This window comes from Piscinibacter sp. PDB1-1, assembly GCF_056675995.1.
Genome location: NZ_JBWVZJ010000001.1, coordinates 1,489,452 through 1,508,503 on the forward strand (window position 1 = coordinate 1,489,452; position 19,052 = coordinate 1,508,503).

General features: G+C 68.0%; 16 protein-coding genes. 10 read left to right on the top strand and 6 right to left on the bottom strand.

What is annotated here, in order from left to right:
* Window positions 1-39: 39 nt before the first annotated feature.
* Window positions 40-1,350, bottom strand: coding sequence for an NAD(P)/FAD-dependent oxidoreductase (locus AC1KAR_RS06820; RefSeq protein ID WP_480315815.1), 1,311 nt, complete (start codon window positions 1,348-1,350; stop codon window positions 40-42).
* A gap of 148 nt (window positions 1,351-1,498) precedes the next feature.
* Window positions 1,499-2,206: a TetR/AcrR family transcriptional regulator gene (locus AC1KAR_RS06825; protein ID WP_480315817.1), complete on the bottom strand. Its 708-nt coding sequence runs from the start codon at window positions 2,204-2,206 to the stop codon at window positions 1,499-1,501.
* Between the two features lie 72 nt (window positions 2,207-2,278).
* Here AC1KAR_RS06825 and AC1KAR_RS06830 point away from each other — a divergent pair, with 72 nt between their 5' ends.
* Genes AC1KAR_RS06830 through AC1KAR_RS06850 form a run of 5 tightly spaced genes read left to right on the top strand, consistent with a single transcriptional unit; the run spans window position 2,279 to window position 8,855 of the window.
* The gene (locus AC1KAR_RS06830; protein ID WP_480315819.1) at window positions 2,279-3,283 is read left to right on the top strand and encodes an HlyD family secretion protein; all 1,005 of its coding nucleotides are present in this window, start codon (window positions 2,279-2,281) and stop codon (window positions 3,281-3,283) included.
* The gene (locus AC1KAR_RS06835; RefSeq protein ID WP_480315821.1) at window positions 3,280-5,076 is read left to right on the top strand and encodes an ATP-binding cassette domain-containing protein; all 1,797 of its coding nucleotides are present in this window, start codon (window positions 3,280-3,282) and stop codon (window positions 5,074-5,076) included. The genes AC1KAR_RS06830 and AC1KAR_RS06835 overlap by 4 nt, the downstream gene beginning before the upstream one ends.
* On the top strand, window positions 5,073-6,194 hold the full coding sequence (locus tag AC1KAR_RS06840; protein WP_480315823.1) for an ABC transporter permease: 1,122 nt from the start codon (window positions 5,073-5,075) through the stop codon (window positions 6,192-6,194). Before AC1KAR_RS06835 ends, AC1KAR_RS06840 begins: the two co-directional genes overlap by 4 nt.
* A gap of 18 nt (window positions 6,195-6,212) precedes the next feature.
* Complete coding sequence (locus tag AC1KAR_RS06845; RefSeq protein ID WP_480315825.1) at window positions 6,213-7,325, top strand: ABC transporter permease; 1,113 nt, start codon at window positions 6,213-6,215, stop codon at window positions 7,323-7,325.
* A gap of 12 nt (window positions 7,326-7,337) precedes the next feature.
* A complete protein-coding gene (locus AC1KAR_RS06850) occupies window positions 7,338-8,855 on the top strand; it encodes an efflux transporter outer membrane subunit (RefSeq protein ID WP_480315827.1) in 1,518 nt (505 codons plus the stop codon).
* Window positions 8,856-8,862: 7 nt separating this feature from the next.
* On the opposite strand, the gene AC1KAR_RS06855 is transcribed toward AC1KAR_RS06850, so the two are convergent.
* Genes AC1KAR_RS06855 through AC1KAR_RS06865 form a run of 3 tightly spaced genes read right to left on the bottom strand, consistent with a single transcriptional unit; the run spans window position 8,863 to window position 12,448 of the window.
* Window positions 8,863-10,047, bottom strand: coding sequence for an acyl-CoA dehydrogenase (locus tag AC1KAR_RS06855; protein WP_480315829.1), 1,185 nt, complete (start codon window positions 10,045-10,047; stop codon window positions 8,863-8,865).
* 20 nt (window positions 10,048-10,067) lie between these two features.
* Window positions 10,068-11,228: an acyl-CoA dehydrogenase family protein gene (locus tag AC1KAR_RS06860; RefSeq protein WP_480315831.1), complete on the bottom strand. Its 1,161-nt coding sequence runs from the start codon at window positions 11,226-11,228 to the stop codon at window positions 10,068-10,070.
* A gap of 17 nt (window positions 11,229-11,245) precedes the next feature.
* Window positions 11,246-12,448: an acyl-CoA dehydrogenase family protein gene (locus AC1KAR_RS06865; RefSeq protein ID WP_480315833.1), complete on the bottom strand. Its 1,203-nt coding sequence runs from the start codon at window positions 12,446-12,448 to the stop codon at window positions 11,246-11,248.
* A gap of 335 nt (window positions 12,449-12,783) precedes the next feature.
* Between AC1KAR_RS06865 and AC1KAR_RS06870 the strand changes: the two genes are divergently transcribed.
* Window positions 12,784-13,614: an IclR family transcriptional regulator gene (locus AC1KAR_RS06870; RefSeq protein ID WP_480315835.1), complete on the top strand. Its 831-nt coding sequence runs from the start codon at window positions 12,784-12,786 to the stop codon at window positions 13,612-13,614.
* 34 nt (window positions 13,615-13,648) lie between these two features.
* Here the strand turns inward: AC1KAR_RS06870 and AC1KAR_RS06875 are convergent, their stop codons facing one another.
* On the bottom strand, window positions 13,649-14,107 hold the full coding sequence (locus AC1KAR_RS06875) for a response regulator (RefSeq protein ID WP_480315837.1): 459 nt from the start codon (window positions 14,105-14,107) through the stop codon (window positions 13,649-13,651).
* Between the two features lie 221 nt (window positions 14,108-14,328).
* On the opposite strand from AC1KAR_RS06875, the gene AC1KAR_RS06880 reads away from it, so the two are divergent.
* From AC1KAR_RS06880 to AC1KAR_RS06895, 4 genes are read left to right on the top strand one after another with little or no spacing between them, the layout of a single operon-like run.
* Complete coding sequence (locus AC1KAR_RS06880; RefSeq protein WP_480315839.1) at window positions 14,329-15,057, top strand: GntR family transcriptional regulator; 729 nt, start codon at window positions 14,329-14,331, stop codon at window positions 15,055-15,057.
* Window positions 15,050-16,351, top strand: coding sequence for a malonyl-CoA decarboxylase (locus AC1KAR_RS06885; protein WP_480315841.1), 1,302 nt, complete (start codon window positions 15,050-15,052; stop codon window positions 16,349-16,351). The genes AC1KAR_RS06880 and AC1KAR_RS06885 overlap by 8 nt, the downstream gene beginning before the upstream one ends.
* A gap of 50 nt (window positions 16,352-16,401) precedes the next feature.
* Entirely contained in the window at window positions 16,402-17,391 is a 990-nt protein-coding gene (locus AC1KAR_RS06890) for a Bug family tripartite tricarboxylate transporter substrate binding protein (protein WP_480315843.1), read from the top strand.
* A gap of 39 nt (window positions 17,392-17,430) precedes the next feature.
* A complete protein-coding gene (locus AC1KAR_RS06895) occupies window positions 17,431-18,966 on the top strand; it encodes a malonate--CoA ligase (RefSeq protein WP_480315845.1) in 1,536 nt (511 codons plus the stop codon).
* Window positions 18,967-19,052 lie beyond the last annotated feature (86 nt).

The following is a 19,052-nucleotide window of genomic DNA, read 5'->3' on the forward strand; positions in this document are numbered from 1 at the left end:
GCGCCCCTTGGGGGCAGGAGCGCAGCGACTGGGGGGCCGTCAATGAAGCTTGATCCGGGGTCGGTAGGTGCGGTCCAGCATCTCCGACAGCGTGATCAGCATCGTCTTGCGCACACCACCGAGCGCAAACTGGTGCTGCTTGTGCAGTGACCAGTACATGATCTGCGCGAGGCGGCCTTCGATGAAGAGGCTGCCGCGCGTCAGGCTGCCCATCAGGCTGCCGACCGACGAATACTCCGAGAGCGACACCAGCGAGCCCTGGTCCTTGAAGACAAAGGGCACCACCGGCTCGCCGCGCATCAGCTTCGGGAGCGCCTTCACGAGGTACATCGCCTGCTGATACGCCGCCTGCGCACGCGGCGGCACCCAGGTGCCGTCGGGTTGCTGGCAGGCCGCGCAGTCGCCGAAGGCGAAGATGTGCTCGTCGCGCGTGCTGCGCAGGTTGCCATCGACCACCAGCTGGTTGAGCTTGTTGGTTTCGAGCGGCGCATCACCGCCGATGCCCTTCAGGAAGTCGGCCGCCTTCACGCCGGCCGCCCACACCGTGATGTTCGATCCGATCACCTTGCCGCTGGCCATCCTCAGGCCCTCGGCCGTGACCTCGACCACCTTCTCGTTCGTGTGCACCTCGATGGCGAGCTTGCGCAGCTCGCGCACGGCCGATTCGCTGAGGCGATCGGGCAGTTGCGAGAGCAGGCGCGGCGCGGCTTCCACCAACACGATCTGCAGGTCTTTCTCAGGGTGGATGTGATCAAGGCCGAAGTTGGCCAGCATGCGCGCCGACGCGTGCAACTCGGCGGCCAGCTCCACGCCGGTCGCGCCACCGCCGACGATGGCCACCGTAAGGCGCCCACTGCCAGCCTGGCGCGGCACGCTCTGCGCACGGATGCAGGCATTGATGAGCCGCTCGTTGAACCGCTTGGCGGCCTTGGGGCTGTCGAGCTTGATGGTGTGCTGCGCCGCGCCGAGCGTTCCGAAATCGTTGGTCTGGCTGCCCACGGCAATCACCAGCGTGTCGTAGCCCAGCTCCTGCGCGGGCGTGATCTCCAGGCCGGCTTCGTCGTAGCTCGCGGCCAGCTGGATGGTCTTGGCCGCACGGTCCACACCCACCAGGCTGCCCAGGCGAAAGCGAAAGCCGTTCCAGCGTGCCTGCGCCAGGTACTCGATCTCTTCGGCGTGCGTGTCGAAGCTGCCCGCGGCCAGTTGGTGCAACAACGGCTTCCACACGTGGGTGCGGGCCGAATCGACCAGCGTCACCTGCGCCAGCTTCTTGCGGCCCAGGCGCTTGCCCAATTGCGTAGCGAGGGCCAGACCACCCGCCCCACCCCCCACGATCACGATGCGATGCATGTGGCTTGCTTCCCTTGTTCGAGTTGTGTCGTCGCTCCCGAGGCGGCGCGCGCAAACCTGACGCGCCGCTGACAGCGAGGCCATCATATCGGAGCGGTCGAACGACCGTGCTTTTCTCTCCGGCGACCGCCCGGGGCGGCCTGATTCGCTAAGCCGACTGTTGCCGGGCGACGGCGTCCAACCCGCCCAGGGCGAAAGCGTGAAGGTGCTCGACCAGGCTTTGAGCCGACATGCCCCCGAGCTTGCCCAAGGGGCCAGGGAACCCTCCGCCGGCCATGATCAGCATCAGGCAAGGCGCCACGGTGCTGATGAGGCATCGAACGAGCGCCGGGTCGCTCGGCGGTATGCCGGTGATCTGACTCAGGATCTTCACCACCACGGCGATCTTGGGTAGCGCCGCTTCCTTGAACGCCGCCTTGAGGTGAGACGAAGGCGACAGCAGTTCGCGCGCGAAGAGCCGCGCCTGCCAGGCCGAGCGGCTCTTCGCCGCCTCGATGAGCATGGTGAAGACACGCTCCAGCTTGTCGCGCGCAGGCAGGTCCTCGCGATCGAGCTGCAGCAACACGTCCAGGCTGATCAGGCGCCGATGGCCCTCGACGAGCACGGCCTGGTAGAGCCCGGCACGGCTGCCGAAGTGGTAGTTGATGGAGGCGAGATCGACACCGGCCTTGGCCGCGATCTCCTTGCCGGTGGCCTCGGCATAGCCCAGCTTGGCGAAGAGGCGGCCCGCGGCTTCGAGGATGCGCGCGCGGGTCTGCTCGCCATCGGAGCGCGTTGCACGTGTTGTACGCGGCGCACCGGCGCGGCGTGACCCTGTCTTTCGCGTGGGGGTGGCGGTTGAGTTTGCACGTGCCATACGTTAAAGTGAATTTAAACTAATTCGCGCTGTGCCGCCACATGCCGCACTGGGCGCCCGAGGGGTCTGCGCATGAAGAAGCCACTGATCGCCGCTGCTGTGCTCGCCGTTGCCGCCCTCGCCGGCGGCGCCTACTGGTGGAGCACGCGCGACACCGCCGACGCGAGCGGCCTCACGCTGTATGGCAACGTCGACATCCGCCAGGTATCGCTCGCCTTCGAAGGCAGCGGGCGGGTGGCGCAGATGCGCGTGGACGAAGGGGCGCAGGTCAAGGCCGGCGACGTGCTCGCCACGCTCGACACACGCACCCTCGCCCTGCAGGCCGATCAGGCCCGACACCAGATCGAGGCGCAACGGCAGACGCTGCTCAGCCTGAAGAACGGCGCGCGCCCCGAAGAAATCGCGCAGGCCCGCAGCAGGGTGTCGGCCGTGCAGGTGCAGGCCGATCAGGCGCGGCACGACCTCGCGCGGCTTGAAGACATCAACGCGAAGACGCAGGGGCGCGGCGTGAGCGCCCAGAGCCTGGACCAGGCGCGCAGCGCCATGAACGTGGCGCAGGCGCGCGTGGCCGAGCAGCGCGACGTGCTGCAACTGACTCAGCAAGGCGCCCGTGCCGAAGACGTCGCGCGCGCGCAGGCCCAGCTCGATGCCTCGCGCGCCCAGCTCGCCTTGCTGCAGCACCAGATCGCGCTCGGTGAACTGAAGGCGCCGAGCGACGCCGTCGTGCGCTCGCGCCTGCTGGAGCCCGGCGACATGGCCACGGCCCAGCGCCCCGCCTACGCGCTCGCGCTGACCCAGCCCAAGTGGGTGCGCGTGTACGTCACCGAGACGCGGCTCGGGCAGGTCAAACCGGGCATGGCGGCCCAGGTCTTCGTCGACAGCCAGGCCGGTCAATCGATCGCCGGCAAGGTGGGCTACATCTCCTCGGTCGCGGAGTTCACGCCCAAGACCGTGCAGACCGCGGAGCTGCGCACCCGGCTGGTCTACGAGGTGCGGGTGCTGGTCGACGACCCGGGCAACGCGTTGCGACTGGGCCAGCCGGCGACCGTGCGGCTCGCATTCGACCGGGCCTCATGAGCGAGGCCAGCGCGGCGGGCGAGGCCACCAGCCCGCTGGTGGCCGAGGGCCTGAGCAAGGCCTTCGCTTCACCTGGCGGTGGCACGCTGAAGGCCGTGGACGGCATCTCGCTCACCGCGCGCAGCGGGGCGCTCACCGCCATCGTCGGCCCCGACGGCGCCGGCAAGACCACGCTGCTGCGCATGGTCGCCGGCCTGCTGCCACCGGATGCGGGGCGCCTGCGCGTGCTCGGCATCGACGTCGCGGCCGACCCGCAGGCCGTGCAGGACCGCATCAGCTACATGCCGCAGCGCTTCGGCCTCTACGAAGACCTGAGCGTGCAGGAGAACCTCGACCTCTACGCCGACCTGCACGGCGTGCCGCAGGCGGTGCGCCGCGAACGCTTCGCGCGCATGCTCGAGATGACCGACATGCAACGCTTCACCGAGCGGCCGGCCGGCAAGCTCTCCGGCGGCATGAAGCAGAAGCTCGGCCTGGCCTGCACGCTGGTCCGCTCGCCCGACCTGCTGCTGCTCGACGAGCCCAGCGTGGGTGTCGATCCGCTGTCGCGGCGCGACCTGTGGCAGATCGTGCAGCAGCTGGTCGATGCGGAGCGGCTCAGCGTCATCGTCAGCACCTCCTACATGGACGAGGCCGAGCGCTGCGCCCAGGTCTACGTGATGCACCAGGGCCGCGTGCTCGACCAGGGCCCGCCCGACGCGCTGCGCGCGCGGGCGCGCGGCCTGACCTTCGTGGCCCGGCCGCCCGCGAACACCCCCGCGCGCGAACTGCAGGCGCGGTTGATCGATGCGGACGCGCTGGTGATCGACGCCGTGCCGCAGGGCGGCGCCGTGCGCTTCATCCGCCAGCCCGAGGCCGATGCCGGCTCGCTCGATGCGCTGCTCGCCGGAACCCCACCGCAGCCGCGTGCCGAAGAACTGGAAGACGCCTTCATGATGCTGCTCAAGCAGCACCACCCACAAGGCGCCAGCACGGCCCCGGAGGCGGCCCCTGCCGAAGCGAAGCCGGCGGACGACGAAGCGGTGATCAAGGTGAAAGACCTGGTGCGCACCTTCGGTGACTTCACCGCCGTCGCCAGCACCTCGTTCGAGGTTCGCCGCGGCGAGATCTTCGGGCTGCTCGGCCCGAACGGCGCCGGCAAGACCACCACCTTTCGCATGCTGTGCGGCCTGCTGCCGGCGAGCAGCGGCCACCTGGAGGTGGCAGGCCTCAACCTGCGCACCGCGCGGGCCGAGGCGCGCGGCCGCATCGGCTACGTGTCGCAGAAGTTCGCCCTCTACAGCAACCTGTCGGTGCGCGAGAACCTCGAGTTCTTCGGCGGGGCCTACGGCCTGCGCGGCCAGGCCCTGCGAGCCCGCATCGACGCCGTCGAGCAGGAGTTCGACCTCGACCCACGCGCACGCAGCGGCGAGCTGCCCGGCGGCTACAAGCAGCGCCTCGCGATGGCGGCCGGCCTGCTGCACGAGCCGGAGATCCTGTTTCTCGACGAACCCACCAGCGGCATCGACCCGCTGGCGCGGCGCGCCTTCTGGCGGCAGATCACCGCCCTGGCCCAGCGCGGCGTGACCATCATCATCACGACGCACTTCATGGAAGAGGCCGAGTACTGCGACCGCATCGCCATCCAGGACGCCGGCGAGCTGCTGGTGCTGGGCTCACCGCAGGAGGTGCGCGAGCAGGCGCAGAGTGACAACGAAAGAGAGGATGGCGGTGACATGAACAGCGCCTTCATCGCCATCGTCGAGCAGGCGCGCGCACGGCGCTCGCACACCACGGTGCGGGAGGCCGCATGAGCGGCACGCGCCAGCGCCTCGTCGCCCTGCTGCGCAAGGAGATGCGCCAGATGCTGCGCGACCGCAGCAACCTGGCGGTGGGTCTGCTGCTGCCGGTGGTGCTGATCCTGTTGTTCGGCTACGGCCTCTCGTTCGACGTGACCGATGCGCCAGTGGCCGTGGTGATGGAAGACAGCTCGCCCACGGCGCGCGACGTGGTCTCCAGCCTGCAGGGAACACCCTACCTCGCCCCGGTGTTCACGACCAGCGTGGCGCAGGCCGAGCAGTTGATGCGGCGGGGCGAGGTGGTGGCCATCCTGCGTGTGCCCATCGATTTCTCGAGCCGCCTCGCCGCGGGCGAGGCGCGCCTGGACCTCTGGGTCAACGGCATCGACTCCACCACCGCCTCCAGCGTCGAAGGCTACGTGGGTGGCGCCCTCGCCACATGGGCGGCACACCAGGCCGATCGCAGCGGGGCCGCGCCACCGCGTGCCGGTGTCACCGTGGTCCAGCGCATGTGGTTCAACGAATCGGGCACCAGCACCTGGTACCTCGTGCCGGGGCTGATCGTGCTGGTGATGACGCTGATCGGCGCATTCCTCACCTCCTTGCTCATCGCACGCGAATGGGAGCGCGGCACGCTCGAATCGCTCTTCGTGACGCCGGTGCGCCCGCTGGAGCTGGTGCTGGCCAAGGTGGCGCCGTACTTCGTGGTGGGCGCGATCGACCTGGTGTTCTGCCTGCTGGCGGCGAAGTTCCTGTTCGAGGTGCCGATGCGCGGCTCGCTCGCGGTCATCTTCTTCGCCTCGCTGCTCTACCTGGTGGTGTCGCTGCTGCTGGGCCTCTTGATCTCGGGTGTCACGCGCAGCCAGTTCGAGGCCAGCCAGATGGCCTTGCTCGCGAGCTTCATGCCGGCGCTGATGCTGTCGGGCTTCGTGTTCGACGTGCGCAACATGCCGGTGGTGGTGCAGGTCATCAGCCAGATCCTGCCCGCCACCCACTTCATGGCGCTGATCAAGAGCCTGTTCCTGGCCGGCAACGACTGGCCCCTGATCGCACGCGACTGCGCCATCCTCGGCGTGTACGTGGTGGTGCTGGCCTTCCTGACGCGCAACACCTTGCGCAAGCAGCTTCGCTGAAGCGACAACGAGACGCCGATGTCGAACCTGATCGCCACCCTGCTGCGCATCGCCTTCCTGTGCCGCAAGGAACTGCTGAGCATGCTCAAGGACCCATCGAGCCGCGCGATCCTGCTGGCGCCGGCGCTGGTGCAGTCGCTGCTCTTCGGCTACGCGGCGAGCTTCGATCTCAGCCACGTGCCCTATGCCGTGCTCGACCAGAGCCGCAGCCGGGCTTCGACCGAGCTGCTGGCGCGCCTGGACGGCACCGGCGTCTTCGAGCGCCGCGCCGACCTGCAGTCGCCACAGCAGATCCCCGACGCCGTCGAGCGCGACGGCGCGCTGCTGGTGCTCGGCATCCCGGCCGACTTCGAATCGCGGCTGGCCTCCGGCCAACCGGCGCCGCTGCAGGTGATCCTCGACGGGCGCAACTCCTCCACCGCCGCTGCCGCATCCGCCTACGTGGGCGCCATCGTCGGCGACTACAACCAGTCCATCGGCCTGCGAAGCCCCATCACGCTGGAGCGGCGTGCGCTCTACAACCCCAACCTCGAATCGCGCTGGAACCTGATGCCAGGGCTCATCGCCGCGCTGAGCATGCTGCAGACCCTCCTGCTGGCCGCCCTGTCGGTGGCGAGAGAGCGCGAGCAGGGGACCTTCGACCAGCTCCTCGTCACGCCGCTGACACCGATGCAGATCCTGGTCGGCAAGGCCTTGCCGGCCATGCTGGTCGGGTTGGTCCAGTCGACCATCATCTTCCTCATCATCCGCTTCTGGTTCGAGATCCCGATGAGCGGGTCGGTGGGGGTGATGTACCTGGGGCTGGTCGTCTTCACCGGCGCCTCGGTGGGCGTCGGGCTTTCGATCTCGGCGCTGTCGCTCAACATGCAGCAGGCCATGCTCTACACCTTCCTGCTGATCATGCCGCTGATGCTGCTGTCGGGCCTGCTCACGCCGGTGCGCAACATGCCGTGGGTCCTGCAGGTGGCCACCTACGCCAACCCGCTGCGCTTCGGCATGGACCTGGTGCGGCGTGTCTACCTCGAAGGCGCCACGCTGAACGAGGTGGCCTTCAACTTCGTGCCCATGCTGGCGATCGCAGCCGTGACGCTGCCGCTGGCCGCGTGGCTGTTCCGCAATCGTCTTTCCTGAGAGGAGCCCCCGATGAAGACCCGCTTCCTCCATGGGCCGCCCGTGGCCCTCGCCGTGTTGCTGCTGGCCGGCTGCGCGGTCGGCCCCAACTTCGAGAAGCCGACTCCCGAGAGCCCGAATGACTGGGCGGCTTGGCGAAGCAGCGATCCGAGCTTGAATGCACCGGTCTCGAGCGCCTCGGCGCTGCCGACGCCATGGTGGAGCCCGTTCAACGACCCCGTGCTCGACCAGCTCGAGCAGCGCGCCCTGCGCGCGAGCCCTGACCTCGCCACCGCCGCACTGCGCTTCGCGCAATCGCGCGTGCAGCGGGCCACCACCGAGGCGCAGCGTGGGCCGCAACTCAACGCCAATGGCGGCGTGTCACGCCGCGCCGACAGCGAGTGGGGCCCCGGCACGCGGCTCATCGACGCCATCACCCCCAACCGCCAACCGCTGATCGACATCCTCTCGGCGCCCTACACCGTGTACCAGCTCGGCTTCGATGCCTCGTGGGAGCTCGACCTGTGGGGACGCGTGGGTCGTTCCATCGAAGCGGCCGATGCGGACATCGCCAACCAGGCCGCCCTGCTGCGCCTGGCGCAACTGAGCGTGAGCAGCGAGGTCGCGCGCCACTACCTCGAGCTGCGCACCACGCAACGCCAGATCCGGTTGCTGCGTGAAGACATCGCCGCCATCGCCGACCGGCAGGGCTTGCTGAAGGCCAAGGTCGACGCCGGCACGCTGGATCACTTCGACCTGGATCGGCAGAGCGGCGAGCTCGATGGCGTGAAGGCGCAGCTGCCGGCCCTGCTGGCGCAGGAGTCGGTTGCCGCCAACCAGATCGCTTTGCTGCTGGGCGCGCGCCCCGGCGACTTGCGCGAACTGCTGGCAGCGCCGGCCGACACGGCGACCGCCGAGGCCGCACCCGAGCTGCCCGACCTGAGCCTGGGGCTGCCCGCCGAAGTCACCACGCGCCGGCCCGACATCCAGGCGGCGGAAGCCGCGTTGCGCCGGGCCACCGCGAGCATCGGCATCGCCACCGCCGAGCTCTACCCCAGCGTGCGCATCGGTGCGCGCTTCGGCTACGAGTCGTACCGCGAGAGCGAGTTCGCGACCGCGGCCGCCAACACCTGGTCGCTCAGCCCCAGCTTCGACCTGCCCCTCTTCGATCACGGCCGGCGCCGGAGCGTGGTGCAGTTGCGCGAGCTGCAGCAGAAGGAAGCGGCGATCAACTTCCAGCGCACCGTGCTCAAGGCCTGGCAGGAGATCGACGATGCCTTGAGCGGCTATGCCGCCGAACAGCAGCAGGCCAGCCTGCTCGAAGGCCGCATGCGCCATGCCCGCAGCGCCTACGAGCTGGCCCAGGCGCGCTACGACGGCGGCACGGTGGACTACACCGCCGTGCTCGACAGCCAGCGCAGCTACCTGCAGGCGCGCCGCGACCTGGTGAGCAGCCAGGGGCGCCTGGGCGGGCGCTACGTGGCGGTGAACAAGGCGCTGGGCAACGTGCCGGATGCACCAGCGGCCGCCAGCCAGCTGGGCATGAAGTAGCGCGGGCTCAGTTCGCGAACGCGGCGATGCCCGTCTGCGCGCGGCCGAGGATCAGCGCGTGCACGTCGTGCGTTCCCTCGTAGGTGTTCACCACCTCGAGGTTGACCAGGTGACGCGCCACGCCGAACTCGTCGCTGATGCCGTTGCCGCCCATCATGTCGCGCGCCAGGCGGGCGATGTCCAGCGCCTTGCCGCAGGAATTGCGCTTCATGATGGAGGTGATCTCCACCGCGGCCGTGCCTTCGTCCTTCATGCGGCCCAGGCGCAGGCAGCCTTGAAGGCCGAGCGTGATCTCGGTCTGCATGTCGGCCAGCTTCTTCTGGATCAGCTGGTTGGCGGCGAGCGGGCGACCGAACTGCTTGCGGTCGAGCACGTACTGGCGCGCACGGTGCCAGCAGTCTTCGGCCGCGCCGAGCGCGCCCCAGGCGATGCCGTAGCGCGCGCTGTTGAGGCAGGTGAACGGACCCTTCAGGCCACGTACCTCGGGGAAGGCGTTCTCCTCGGGGCAGAACACGTTGTCGAGCACGATCTCGCCGGTGATGCTGGCGCGCAGGCCGACCTTGCCGTGCACCGCGGGGGCCGAGAGGCCCTTGGCACCCTTCTCCAGCACGAAGCCGCGGATCGCGCCTTCATCGTCCTTGGCCCAGACCACGAACACGTCGGCGATGGGGCTGTTGCTGATCCACATCTTGGCGCCGGTGAGGCTGTAGCCGCCGGCCACCTTCTTGGCGCGCGTGACCATGCTGCCGGGGTCGGAGCCGTGGTCGGGCTCGGTCAGGCCGAAGCAGCCGATCCATTCGCCGGTGGCGAGCTTGGGCAGGTACTTCTGCTTGGTCGCTTCGTTGCCGAACTCGTTGATGGGCACCATCACGAGCGACGACTGCACGCTCATCATCGAGCGGTAGCCGGAGTCGACGCGCTCGACTTCGCGCGCGATCAAGCCGTAGCTCACGTAGTTGAGGCCGGCGCCGCCGTACTGCTCGGGGATGGTCGGGCCCAAGAGACCCAGTTCACCCATCTCGCGAAAGATCGCCGGGTCGGTCTTCTCGTGGCGGAAGGCCTCGAGCACGCGCGGTGCGAGCCGGCCTTGGGCATACGCGTGGGCGGCGTCGCGGATCGCGCGCTCGTCGCTGGTGAGTTGCTGGTCGAGCAGCAGGGGGTCGTCCCACTGGAAGGCGGCTTTGTTGGCCATGGTCTGTCTCCGAAATGTGTTCAGGCAGCGAGCGGGATGTCGCGCTGGGTAAGCGCAGCGAATCGCTGAAGGTGGGTGTCAGTGTCCCCGAAGCTGAGCTCGATCGCCATCAGCCGCTTGAAGAAGTGGCTGACGTTGAGCTCTTCGGTCATGCCCATGCCGCCGTGCAGCTGCACGGCCTGCTGGCTGATGAAGCGGCAGGCATTGCCGACCACCACCTTGGCGGCCGAGAGCGTCTTCAGGCGCTGGGTGTCGTCGGCCAGCTGGCAGTTCATCGCAGCCAGGTAGGCCATCGAGCGCGACTGCTCAAGGTGAAGCAGCATGTCGGCCGTGCGGTGCTGCAGGGCCTGGAATCGGCCGATGGGCTGGCCGAACTGCTGGCGCGTCTTGAGGTACTCGATGGTCGCGTTAACGGTGGCTTCCATCACGCCCAGCGCCTCCGCGCAGAGTGCGGCCAGGCCGATGTCGAGCGCGCGATCGATCGCAGACGCGGCGTTCGCGGTGGGCGCACCGAGCAGGGCGCCGGCCGGGAGCTTCACGTCGTTGAGCAACACGTCGGCGGCGCGGTGGCCGTCGAGCGTCTTGACCTCCCGCAGGCTCAGCCCGGCAGCGCCCTTGGGCACGCGGAACACGGCCACCCCTTCGGCATCGGCGGGCTGGCCGCTCAGGCGTGCCGAGACCAGCAGTTCGTCGGCCGCGGGAGCGAGCGTCACCATAGCCTTGTGGCCGTTGAGCACGTAGCCGTCGCCGGCCTGCCTGGCACTGGCCTCAACCCACACCGGCAGGCCACGCCCGGCCGCTTCGGTGTGCGCAAGCACGAGGATGCGCTTACCCGAACCCAGGGCCGGCAGCAGCTCGGCGCGCTGCTCGGGTGTGGCGAAGTCGCGCACCAGCGCGGTGGCCACCACGGCGCTCTCGAGCAACGGCTCGCACAGCAGCGCGGGGCCGGCCGACTGCAGGGCAAGCAGGGTCTCGATCGGGCCGTAGCCCAGGCCGCCGTCGGCCTCGGGGATGTTCATCGCCAACACACCCAGATCGGCCAGCCCCTGCCAGGCCTCGCGGCTCCAGCCTTCGGGGCTCTTCAGGATCTTGTTGCGGCGCTCGAAGCTGTAGTCGCCCTGCACGAAGCGGGTGATGGCGTCTTGCAGTTGTTGCTGCTCTTCGCTGAAGGAGAAGTCCATGTCGTTCGTCTCGCTGATCAAAGGCCCAGCAACTGCTGGGAGATGATGTTCTTCTGGATCTCGTTGGAGCCGCCGAAGATCGACAGCTTGCGCATGTTGCAGTAGTGCGCGCCGAGTCCGGCGGCGTAGCGCGGGCCGATGTCGCCCTCTTGGTCGCTCGCCGTTTCTTCCTTGTAGGGCAGCGCGTACGGGCCAACCGCCGCCACCAGCAGCTCGGTGATCGCCTGCTGGATCTCGGTGCCCTTGATCTTGAGGATTGATGCCGCCGGGCCGGGGGCCTTCTCGTTGGCTTCGTCCGACAAGACGCGCAGGTTGGTCATCTCCAGCGCCAGCAGGTCGACCTCGACCTGCGCGATGCGTGCGGAGAACAGCGCGTCTTCGAGCAGCGGTCGGCCGTTCTTCTGCTCGGCGGCGGCCACGCGCTTCACGCGCTCGATCTCGCGCTTGCTGATGCCGATGCCGGCGATGTTGCTTCGCTCGTGGCCGAGCAGGAACTTGGCATACGTCCAGCCCTTGTTCTCTTCGCCGATGAGGTTCTCGGCCGGCACGCGCACGTCTTCGAACCAGACCTCGTTCACCTCGTGCGCGCCGTCGAGCGTGATGATCGGGCGCACAGTGATGCCGGGCGTCTTCATGTCGATGAGCAGGAAGCTGATGCCTCGCTGCGCCTTGGCCTGCGGGTCGGTGCGCACCAGGCAGAAGATCCAGTCGGCGTGCTGGCCGAGCGTGGTCCAGGTCTTCTGGCCGTTGACGACGAAGTGATCGCCGTCCTTGTCGATCCCGCGCACGGCGCGCGTCTTGAGCGAGGCGAGGTCGGAGCCGGCGCCCGGCTCCGAGTAGCCCTGGCACCACCATTTGCGTGCGCTGCTGATGTCGGGCAGGAAGCGCTTTTGCTGCTCGGGTGAGCCGAAGGCCATGATCACCGGCGCCACCATCTTGATGCCGAAGGGAATCAGGCGCGGGGCACCCGCTGCGGCGCACTCTTCTTCGAAGATGTACTGCTGCACCGCGTTCCACCCCGGGCCGCCGTGCTCCTTGGGCCAGCCGGGGCCGCCCCAGCCGCGCTCGTGCAACGTGCGCTGCCAGGCGACGTGGTCATCGCGCGTGAGGCGTTGGCTGTTGAGCACCTTGTGGCGCAGCGCCTCGGGCAGCTTCTCGCGCAGGAAGGCGCGCACTTCCTCGCGGAAGGCTTGTTCGTCGGGGGTGAAGGTCAGGTCCATGACGATCTCTGAGGTGAGTCTCTGAGTGGAGGGGGCGCCCCAGGCTCGACGACCACGTCGACGAGCCCCCGGAACGCCTGACGGGTCGCTAGAAGTCTTGACATTTCGTACCGCAATGCAGAACAATATTCCGCACACGGAAACAAGAGCGGGATTGTTGATCCCCCCATTTGGGCTGTCAACTTGCGGTCTCCACCGAGGCTTCCCCGCATGGTTTTCCCAGGCATTTGTGCACGCGCGTACGAAAACAGTGCGTGAAATCGGGGAATGTCTCGAATGCCGAATTGCAGATTTATGTTCCACTTTGCGCATCACCGCAGGGACGGTAGGAGACGATGAACGCACTCAACAAGCACGCGGCCGCCGCGCGTCACGCCACCGCGGCGCGGCCGGCACCCAAGTCGAAGGAAGACCGCCACTTCGTCACCGCGCTCGCGCGCGGGCTCGACGTGCTCGCGTGCTATCGCTCGGGCGACAAGGCCCTGGGCAACCAGGAGATCGCCCAGCGCTGCCGCCTGCCCAAGAGCACGGTGTCGCGGCTCACGTCCACGCTGACCAAGCTCGGCTACCTGATCCAGGTCGAGGAAAGTGGCAAGTACCGCCTGGGCACGGCCACGCTCTCGCTGGGCAGCGCGATGCTGGCGCGCCTCGACGTGCGCCAGATCGCCCGCCCGATGATGCAAGAGCTGGCCGACGTGTCGCGCTCGATGGTGTCGCTGGGCACGCGCGACCGGCTCTCGATGATCTATGTGGAGAACTGCCGCAGCTCCGCCGCGCTCACCTTGAGCCTGGATGTGGGCTCACGCATCCCTGTAGCCACCTCGGCCATCGGACGCGCGTGGCTCGCGGCCATTTCCGAGCGCGAACGGCAAGACTTCATGGAGCGCGTGCAGGAGCTCGATGAAGTGGCGTGGCCCGACATCCGCGACGGTATCGACCACGCGCTCGACGAGTACGACCGCCTGGGCGTGACCTGCTCCTTCGGCGACTGGCAGAAAGACGTGAACGGCATCGCCCGCGCCTTCCAGCCCGGCGGCGGCCTGCCGCCCATGGCCATCAACTGCGGTGGCCCGTCGTTCAACTTGTCGCAGGACTTCCTGCTGAACGAAGTGCGGCCTCGCCTGATCGAGATGGTGTCGCGGCTCGAGACCTCGCTGCTGCGCTGATCTGCTGATCGGCCTCGGCTGACCTGTCGGCCGCTCAGTGCGCGGCGCTGCGGCCGCCCTGAGACCGCGCAGCCGGCCCGCCTGCGCGCTGCGCAGCGAATGCGCGGCGCACCCCCTGCTCCAGTTGCTCGACGCGGATGGGCTTCACCCAGTATTCGTAGGCGCCCAGGCTCATCGCCTTGATGATGTCGATGGAGAGGTGGTCGGCCGTTACCAGCGCCACCATCAGCCCCTCGGAAATCTCCACGTTCAGGGCACGCACCACCTCCAGCCCACCCATGTCGGGCAGGTGCATGTCGAGCAGGACGAGATCCGGCCGCTCGGCACGCACCATCTGCACGCCCTCGGCGCCGGTGCCGGCCGTGAGGAGCCGCACGTGCGGCAGCCTGGCGGCGAGCTGGGCCTCCACCAGCATCTGGTTCATCTCGACGTCTTCGATGTAGAGAACCGTGCCGTGCAGGTCTTCGAGGGGTGCAGAACTGTCGTTGGCCATGGGCTGATGAGTTTGTTGCACCGCACAAGCATAGGCCCCTCAACTCTGGGCACAAGGTATCTGGCGCCTGTAAGAGGGTCTTGCCGGTGGCGCTTGCCCTGCGCGCGGCGGTGGCAAACCCGGTGAAAACCCCGGCGACATCACGGCGCTTGCCCTCTTGTAATTATGAATTACGGGGTCTAGAGTGGCCTCGCCTCCCACCCGCCCAAGCGCTTCAGCCCATGGTCGAACCCACCCCCTTGCGCCCGGCCTCGCTGCACGAAGAAGTCGCCTCGCGGCTTCGCCACATGGTGTTCGAGCGGCAACTCGTGCCGGGCGAGTGGATCGACGAGCTGGCCCTGGCCGGTGAATGGCAGATCAGCCGCACCCCGCTGCGCGAGGCGCTCAAGGTGCTGGCCGCCGAGGGCCTGGTGCAACTGGTGCCGCGCCAGGGTTGCCGCGTGACCGAGATGTCGGAAGACGACGCCGACGAACTCTTCCCGGTGATGGCCCTGCTCGAAGGGCGCTGCGCCTACGAGGCCGTGCGCAAGGCCACGCCGGAGGGCATTGCCACGCTGCGCCGCCTGCATGACGAGCTGGAGCACCACGCCGCCGCCAACGACGTTGACGGCTACTACCGCGCCAACCACGCGTTCCACAGCACCGTGCAGTCGCTGGCCGGCAACCGCTGGCTCGACCGCGCCACCAACGAGCTGCGCAAGTTCCTGCGGCTGCTGCGCGGGCGGCAGCTCAATTGGCCCGGTCGCATTGCCGAGTCGATTGGCGAGCACCGCGCGTTGATCACCGCCATCGAGCAACGCAACGCCGAGCGCGCCGAACGGCTCATGCACGACCACCTGATCGCGCAACTTGCCGCTCTCAAGGCTTTGCGTGCTCATGAGGAAGCCTCTTCGGGAACCATAGGCAACCCAGAGCAGAACCCAGGAAAGGCAGGTCAGCAGCATGCTTGAAGAACTCCGCTCCGCGGCGCGGCGCGTGGGCAATGACAGGCAGCTGCGCAGCCTGCTGATCGACTGCAGGCGCCTGCTGTCCGAGCGCGGCGAAGCCAACAGCGTGGTGATTGCACGCCAGCTCGTCGCGCGCTTCAGCACGCTGCCCGACGAGCAGCAAGCAGGCTTCTTCGACCGCCTCTCGCGCGACTTCAGCCCCGACCCGGCCGCTGTGCTGTCTGTGGCGCAGGCCTATGCCGACGAGCCCACGGCCGAGAACCTGATCCGCTTGACCCACCTCACCGAGCCGCCGCGTCAGGAGCTGCTTCGCCGCATCAACCGCACGCCGGGAGGCACCGCGCAGATCGTGGCCATGCGCCGCAAGCTGCTCGGCCGGCTGAACGCACAACCCGAGCTGCGTGCGCTGGAGAACGACTTCCTGCACCTGCTCTCGTCGTGGTTCAACCCCGGCTTCCTGCAGATGCAGCGCGTGGACTGGAACTCGCCCGCGCAGCTGCTCGAGCAGATCATTCGCCATGAGGCCGTGCACGAGATCGACGGCTGGGACGACCTGCGCCGCCGGCTGCAGCCCGACCGCCGCTGCTTCGCGTTCTTTCACCCGCAGTTGCCCGGCGAGCCGCTCATCTTCGTGGAGGTGGCCCTGCTGCCCGAGATGCCGGCGGCGATCGCGCCGCTCATCGACAAGCGCGCCGAACCGCTCACGCCCGACCAGTTCAAGGTGGCGGCGTTCTACTCGATCAGCAACTGCCAGCCCGGTTTGCGCGGCGTGTCGCTCGGCAACTTCCTGATCAAGCGCGTGGCCGAACATCTGCACCGCGAATTGCCGCAGATCCGCCGCTACTGCACGCTCTCGCCGATCCCCGGCTTTGCCAAATGGCTGCAGGCCGAGCCCGCATGGCCGAGCGCGCTGCGCAAGAACACGCTCGATCGCCTGGGCGCCGCGCGCGAGCTGCTGCTCACGGCGACCGGCGGTGATCTCTCGGCGCTGGCCAACGCCGCGCAACTCCAGTCGCTCGACGAAGACCAGCAAGAAGCCCTGAGCCGCCTGTGCGCGGCCTACCTGGTGATGGCGAGCCCCACTGCACACGGCGACGCAGTGGCGCGCTTTCACCTCGACAACGGTGCGCGGCTGGAGCGGCTCAACCCGCTCGGCGATCTCTCGCGCAAGGGCTTGAAGCAATCCTTCGGGATGATGGTCAATTACCTCTACGACCTCGACAAGGTCGAAGCCAGCCACGAGCAATTCGTGAATGGCGAAGTTGCGCACTCGCGCGCCGTCGCCAACCTCATCTGATCCTGTCCACGCCAAACGACGACACACCACAACAACGGAGACAACCGACCATGCAACACACCACCACCCGCCGCCGTGCGCTCCAGTCCACCCTGCTCGCCGCCACGGCACTGGCTGCCCCCTGGGCTCTGGCCGAGCCTGGCTGGCCGAACCGGCCCGTGACGATCGTCGTGCCCTTCCCCGCCGGCGGGGGCACCGACGCGTTCGCCCGGCCGCTCACGGCGATCATGACCAGGAACGTGGGCAAGCAGTTCATCATCGACAACAAGGGTGGCGCCGGCGGCACCGTGGGCGCCACCGTGGCGGCGAAGTCGGCGCCCGACGGCTACACCTTCTTCATGGGCGCGGTGCATCACACCATCGCGCCGTGGATGTACCCGAAGCTCGAATACAACCTGGAGACCGACTTCATCCCCGTGGGCCTGATTTCGAGCGTGCCGCAGGTGATCGTCGTCAACCCGAAGAAGGTGCCTGTGAACGACCTCGCCGGCCTGCTGGAGTACGTGCGCAAGAACCCGGGCCAACTCAACTACGCCTCGGCAGGCAACGGCACCTCGCATCATCTGGCCGGCGAGTTGTTCAAGCTGCAGACCAAGACCTTCATCACGCACATCCCCTATCGCGGCGCGGGCCCGGCACTGCAAGACCTGATCGCCGGCCAGGTCGACATGATGTTCGACGGACTCGGTTCGTCGGCCGGGCACATCAAGGCCGGGCGCATCAAGGCACTGGCAGTCGCGGCCGACAAGCGCGCACCGGGCTTCGCCGACGTGCCCACCAGCATCGAGGCGGGCGTGCCCACCTACCAGGTGGCCACCTGGTATGGCCTGTGGGCACCCAAGGGCACGCCGAAGGAGGTGGTGGATGCAATGCGCACCGAAATGCAGAAGGCGCTCAACTCCGACGAGCTGCGCAAGAGCTGGAACGGCCTCGGCGCCGAGACGCCCAATCTCTATGGCGAGGCCTTCGGCAAGTTCGTCAGCAGCGAAACCAAGCGCTGGGGCGAGGTGGTGAAGCGCTCGGGCGCGGCGCTCGAATAAGCTGCACGCCGCTCCAACCGACTTCCTGCCCGACACACGATGAACCAGAGCCTTTTCGCCGCCCTGCGGGGCGGCTTTCCGCATGACCTCGACCGCGTCGCCATCGAATGTGCCGACGGCCCGCCGCTCACTTACACCTGGCGCGATCTCGACCGCGCGAGCGCCATGATGGCCAACCTGCTCGCCTCGCTCGACCTGCCGGAGGGCAGCCGCGTGGCGGTGCAGACCGAGAAGTCGGTCGAGGCGCTGATGCTCTACCTGGCCGTGCTGCGCGCCGGCTACGTGTACCTGCCGCTCAACACTGCCTACCAGGCGGCCGAGATCGAGTATTTCGTCGGCAATGCCGAGCCTGCCGTCGTGGTGTGCTCGGGCAAGAACTTCGGCTGGGTCAGCCAGATCGCGTTCAAGGCCGGCTGCGCGCATGTGTTCACGCTGAACGAAGACCGCAGCGGCAGCCTGCTCGAACGCGCCACCCACCATAGCGACCAGCACACGCCGGCCGTGAAGCAGGCCGACGACCTCGCCTGCATCCTCTACACCAGCGGCACCACCGGGCGCAGCAAGGGCGCGATGCTCACGCACGGCAACATCGCGAGCAACGCGCGCATGCTGCACGGCTACTGGGGCTGGCGCAGCGACGACGTGCTGGTTCATGTGCTGCCGCTGTTCCACGTGCACGGCCTGTTCGTCGCCGCGCAAGGTGCCTTGATCAGCGGCGCGACGATGATCTGGTTCAGCAAGTTCGAACCGCGCGCTGTCGTCGAGCGGCTGCCGCAGGCAACCGTGTTCATGGGCGTGCCCACGCTGTATGTGCGCATGCTGGCCGAGCGCGGGCTCACGCGTGCAAGCTGCAAGAACATGCGCCTCTTTCTCGCCGGCTCGGCGCCGCTCTTGATCGACACCTTCAACGCCTGGAGCGAGCGCACCGGCCACACCATCCTCGAACGCTACGGCATGAGCGAGACCGCCATGCTCACCTCCAACCCCTACGAGTCGAAAGACGGAGAACGGCGCGGCGGCACGGTGGGCTTCCCGTTGCCCGGCGTGGGCCTGCGCGTGCGCGACGACGCCGGTGCCGCCTGCCCGGCCGGTGAAGTCGGCGGCATCCAGGTGAAAGGCCCGAACGTGTTCGCCGGCTACTGGCGCATGCCCGAGAAGACGAAGGAAGAGTTCACCGCCGACGGCTGGTTCAAGACCGGTGACGTCGGGCGTGTGGATGCCGACGGCTACGTGACCATCGTCGGCCGCAGCAAGGACCTCATCATCTCCGGCGGCTACAACGTCTACCCGGCCGAGATCGAAGGCTTCATCAACGAGATGCCCGGCGTGGCAGAAAGCGCGGTGGTCGGCGTGCCACACCCCGACTTCGGCGAGGCCGGCGTGGCGATAGTCGTCGCTCACCCCGGTGCCGCATTCGATGGCGACTCGATCCTGCAAGCGCTCAAGCAGCGCATCGCCAACTTCAAGGTACCCAAGCGCGTGTTTGTGGTGAACGAACTCCCGCGCAACACGATGGGCAAGGTGCAGAAGAACCTTTTGCGCGAACAACACAAAGGACTGTTCACAAGCGCTTGAGTGGTAAGCAGACGCGTCGCCGCGCGCTGCGTCACACACGGCGTAACAACCTGGCGCGCGCGCGGGCGCCCGGCGCGATGAAATCG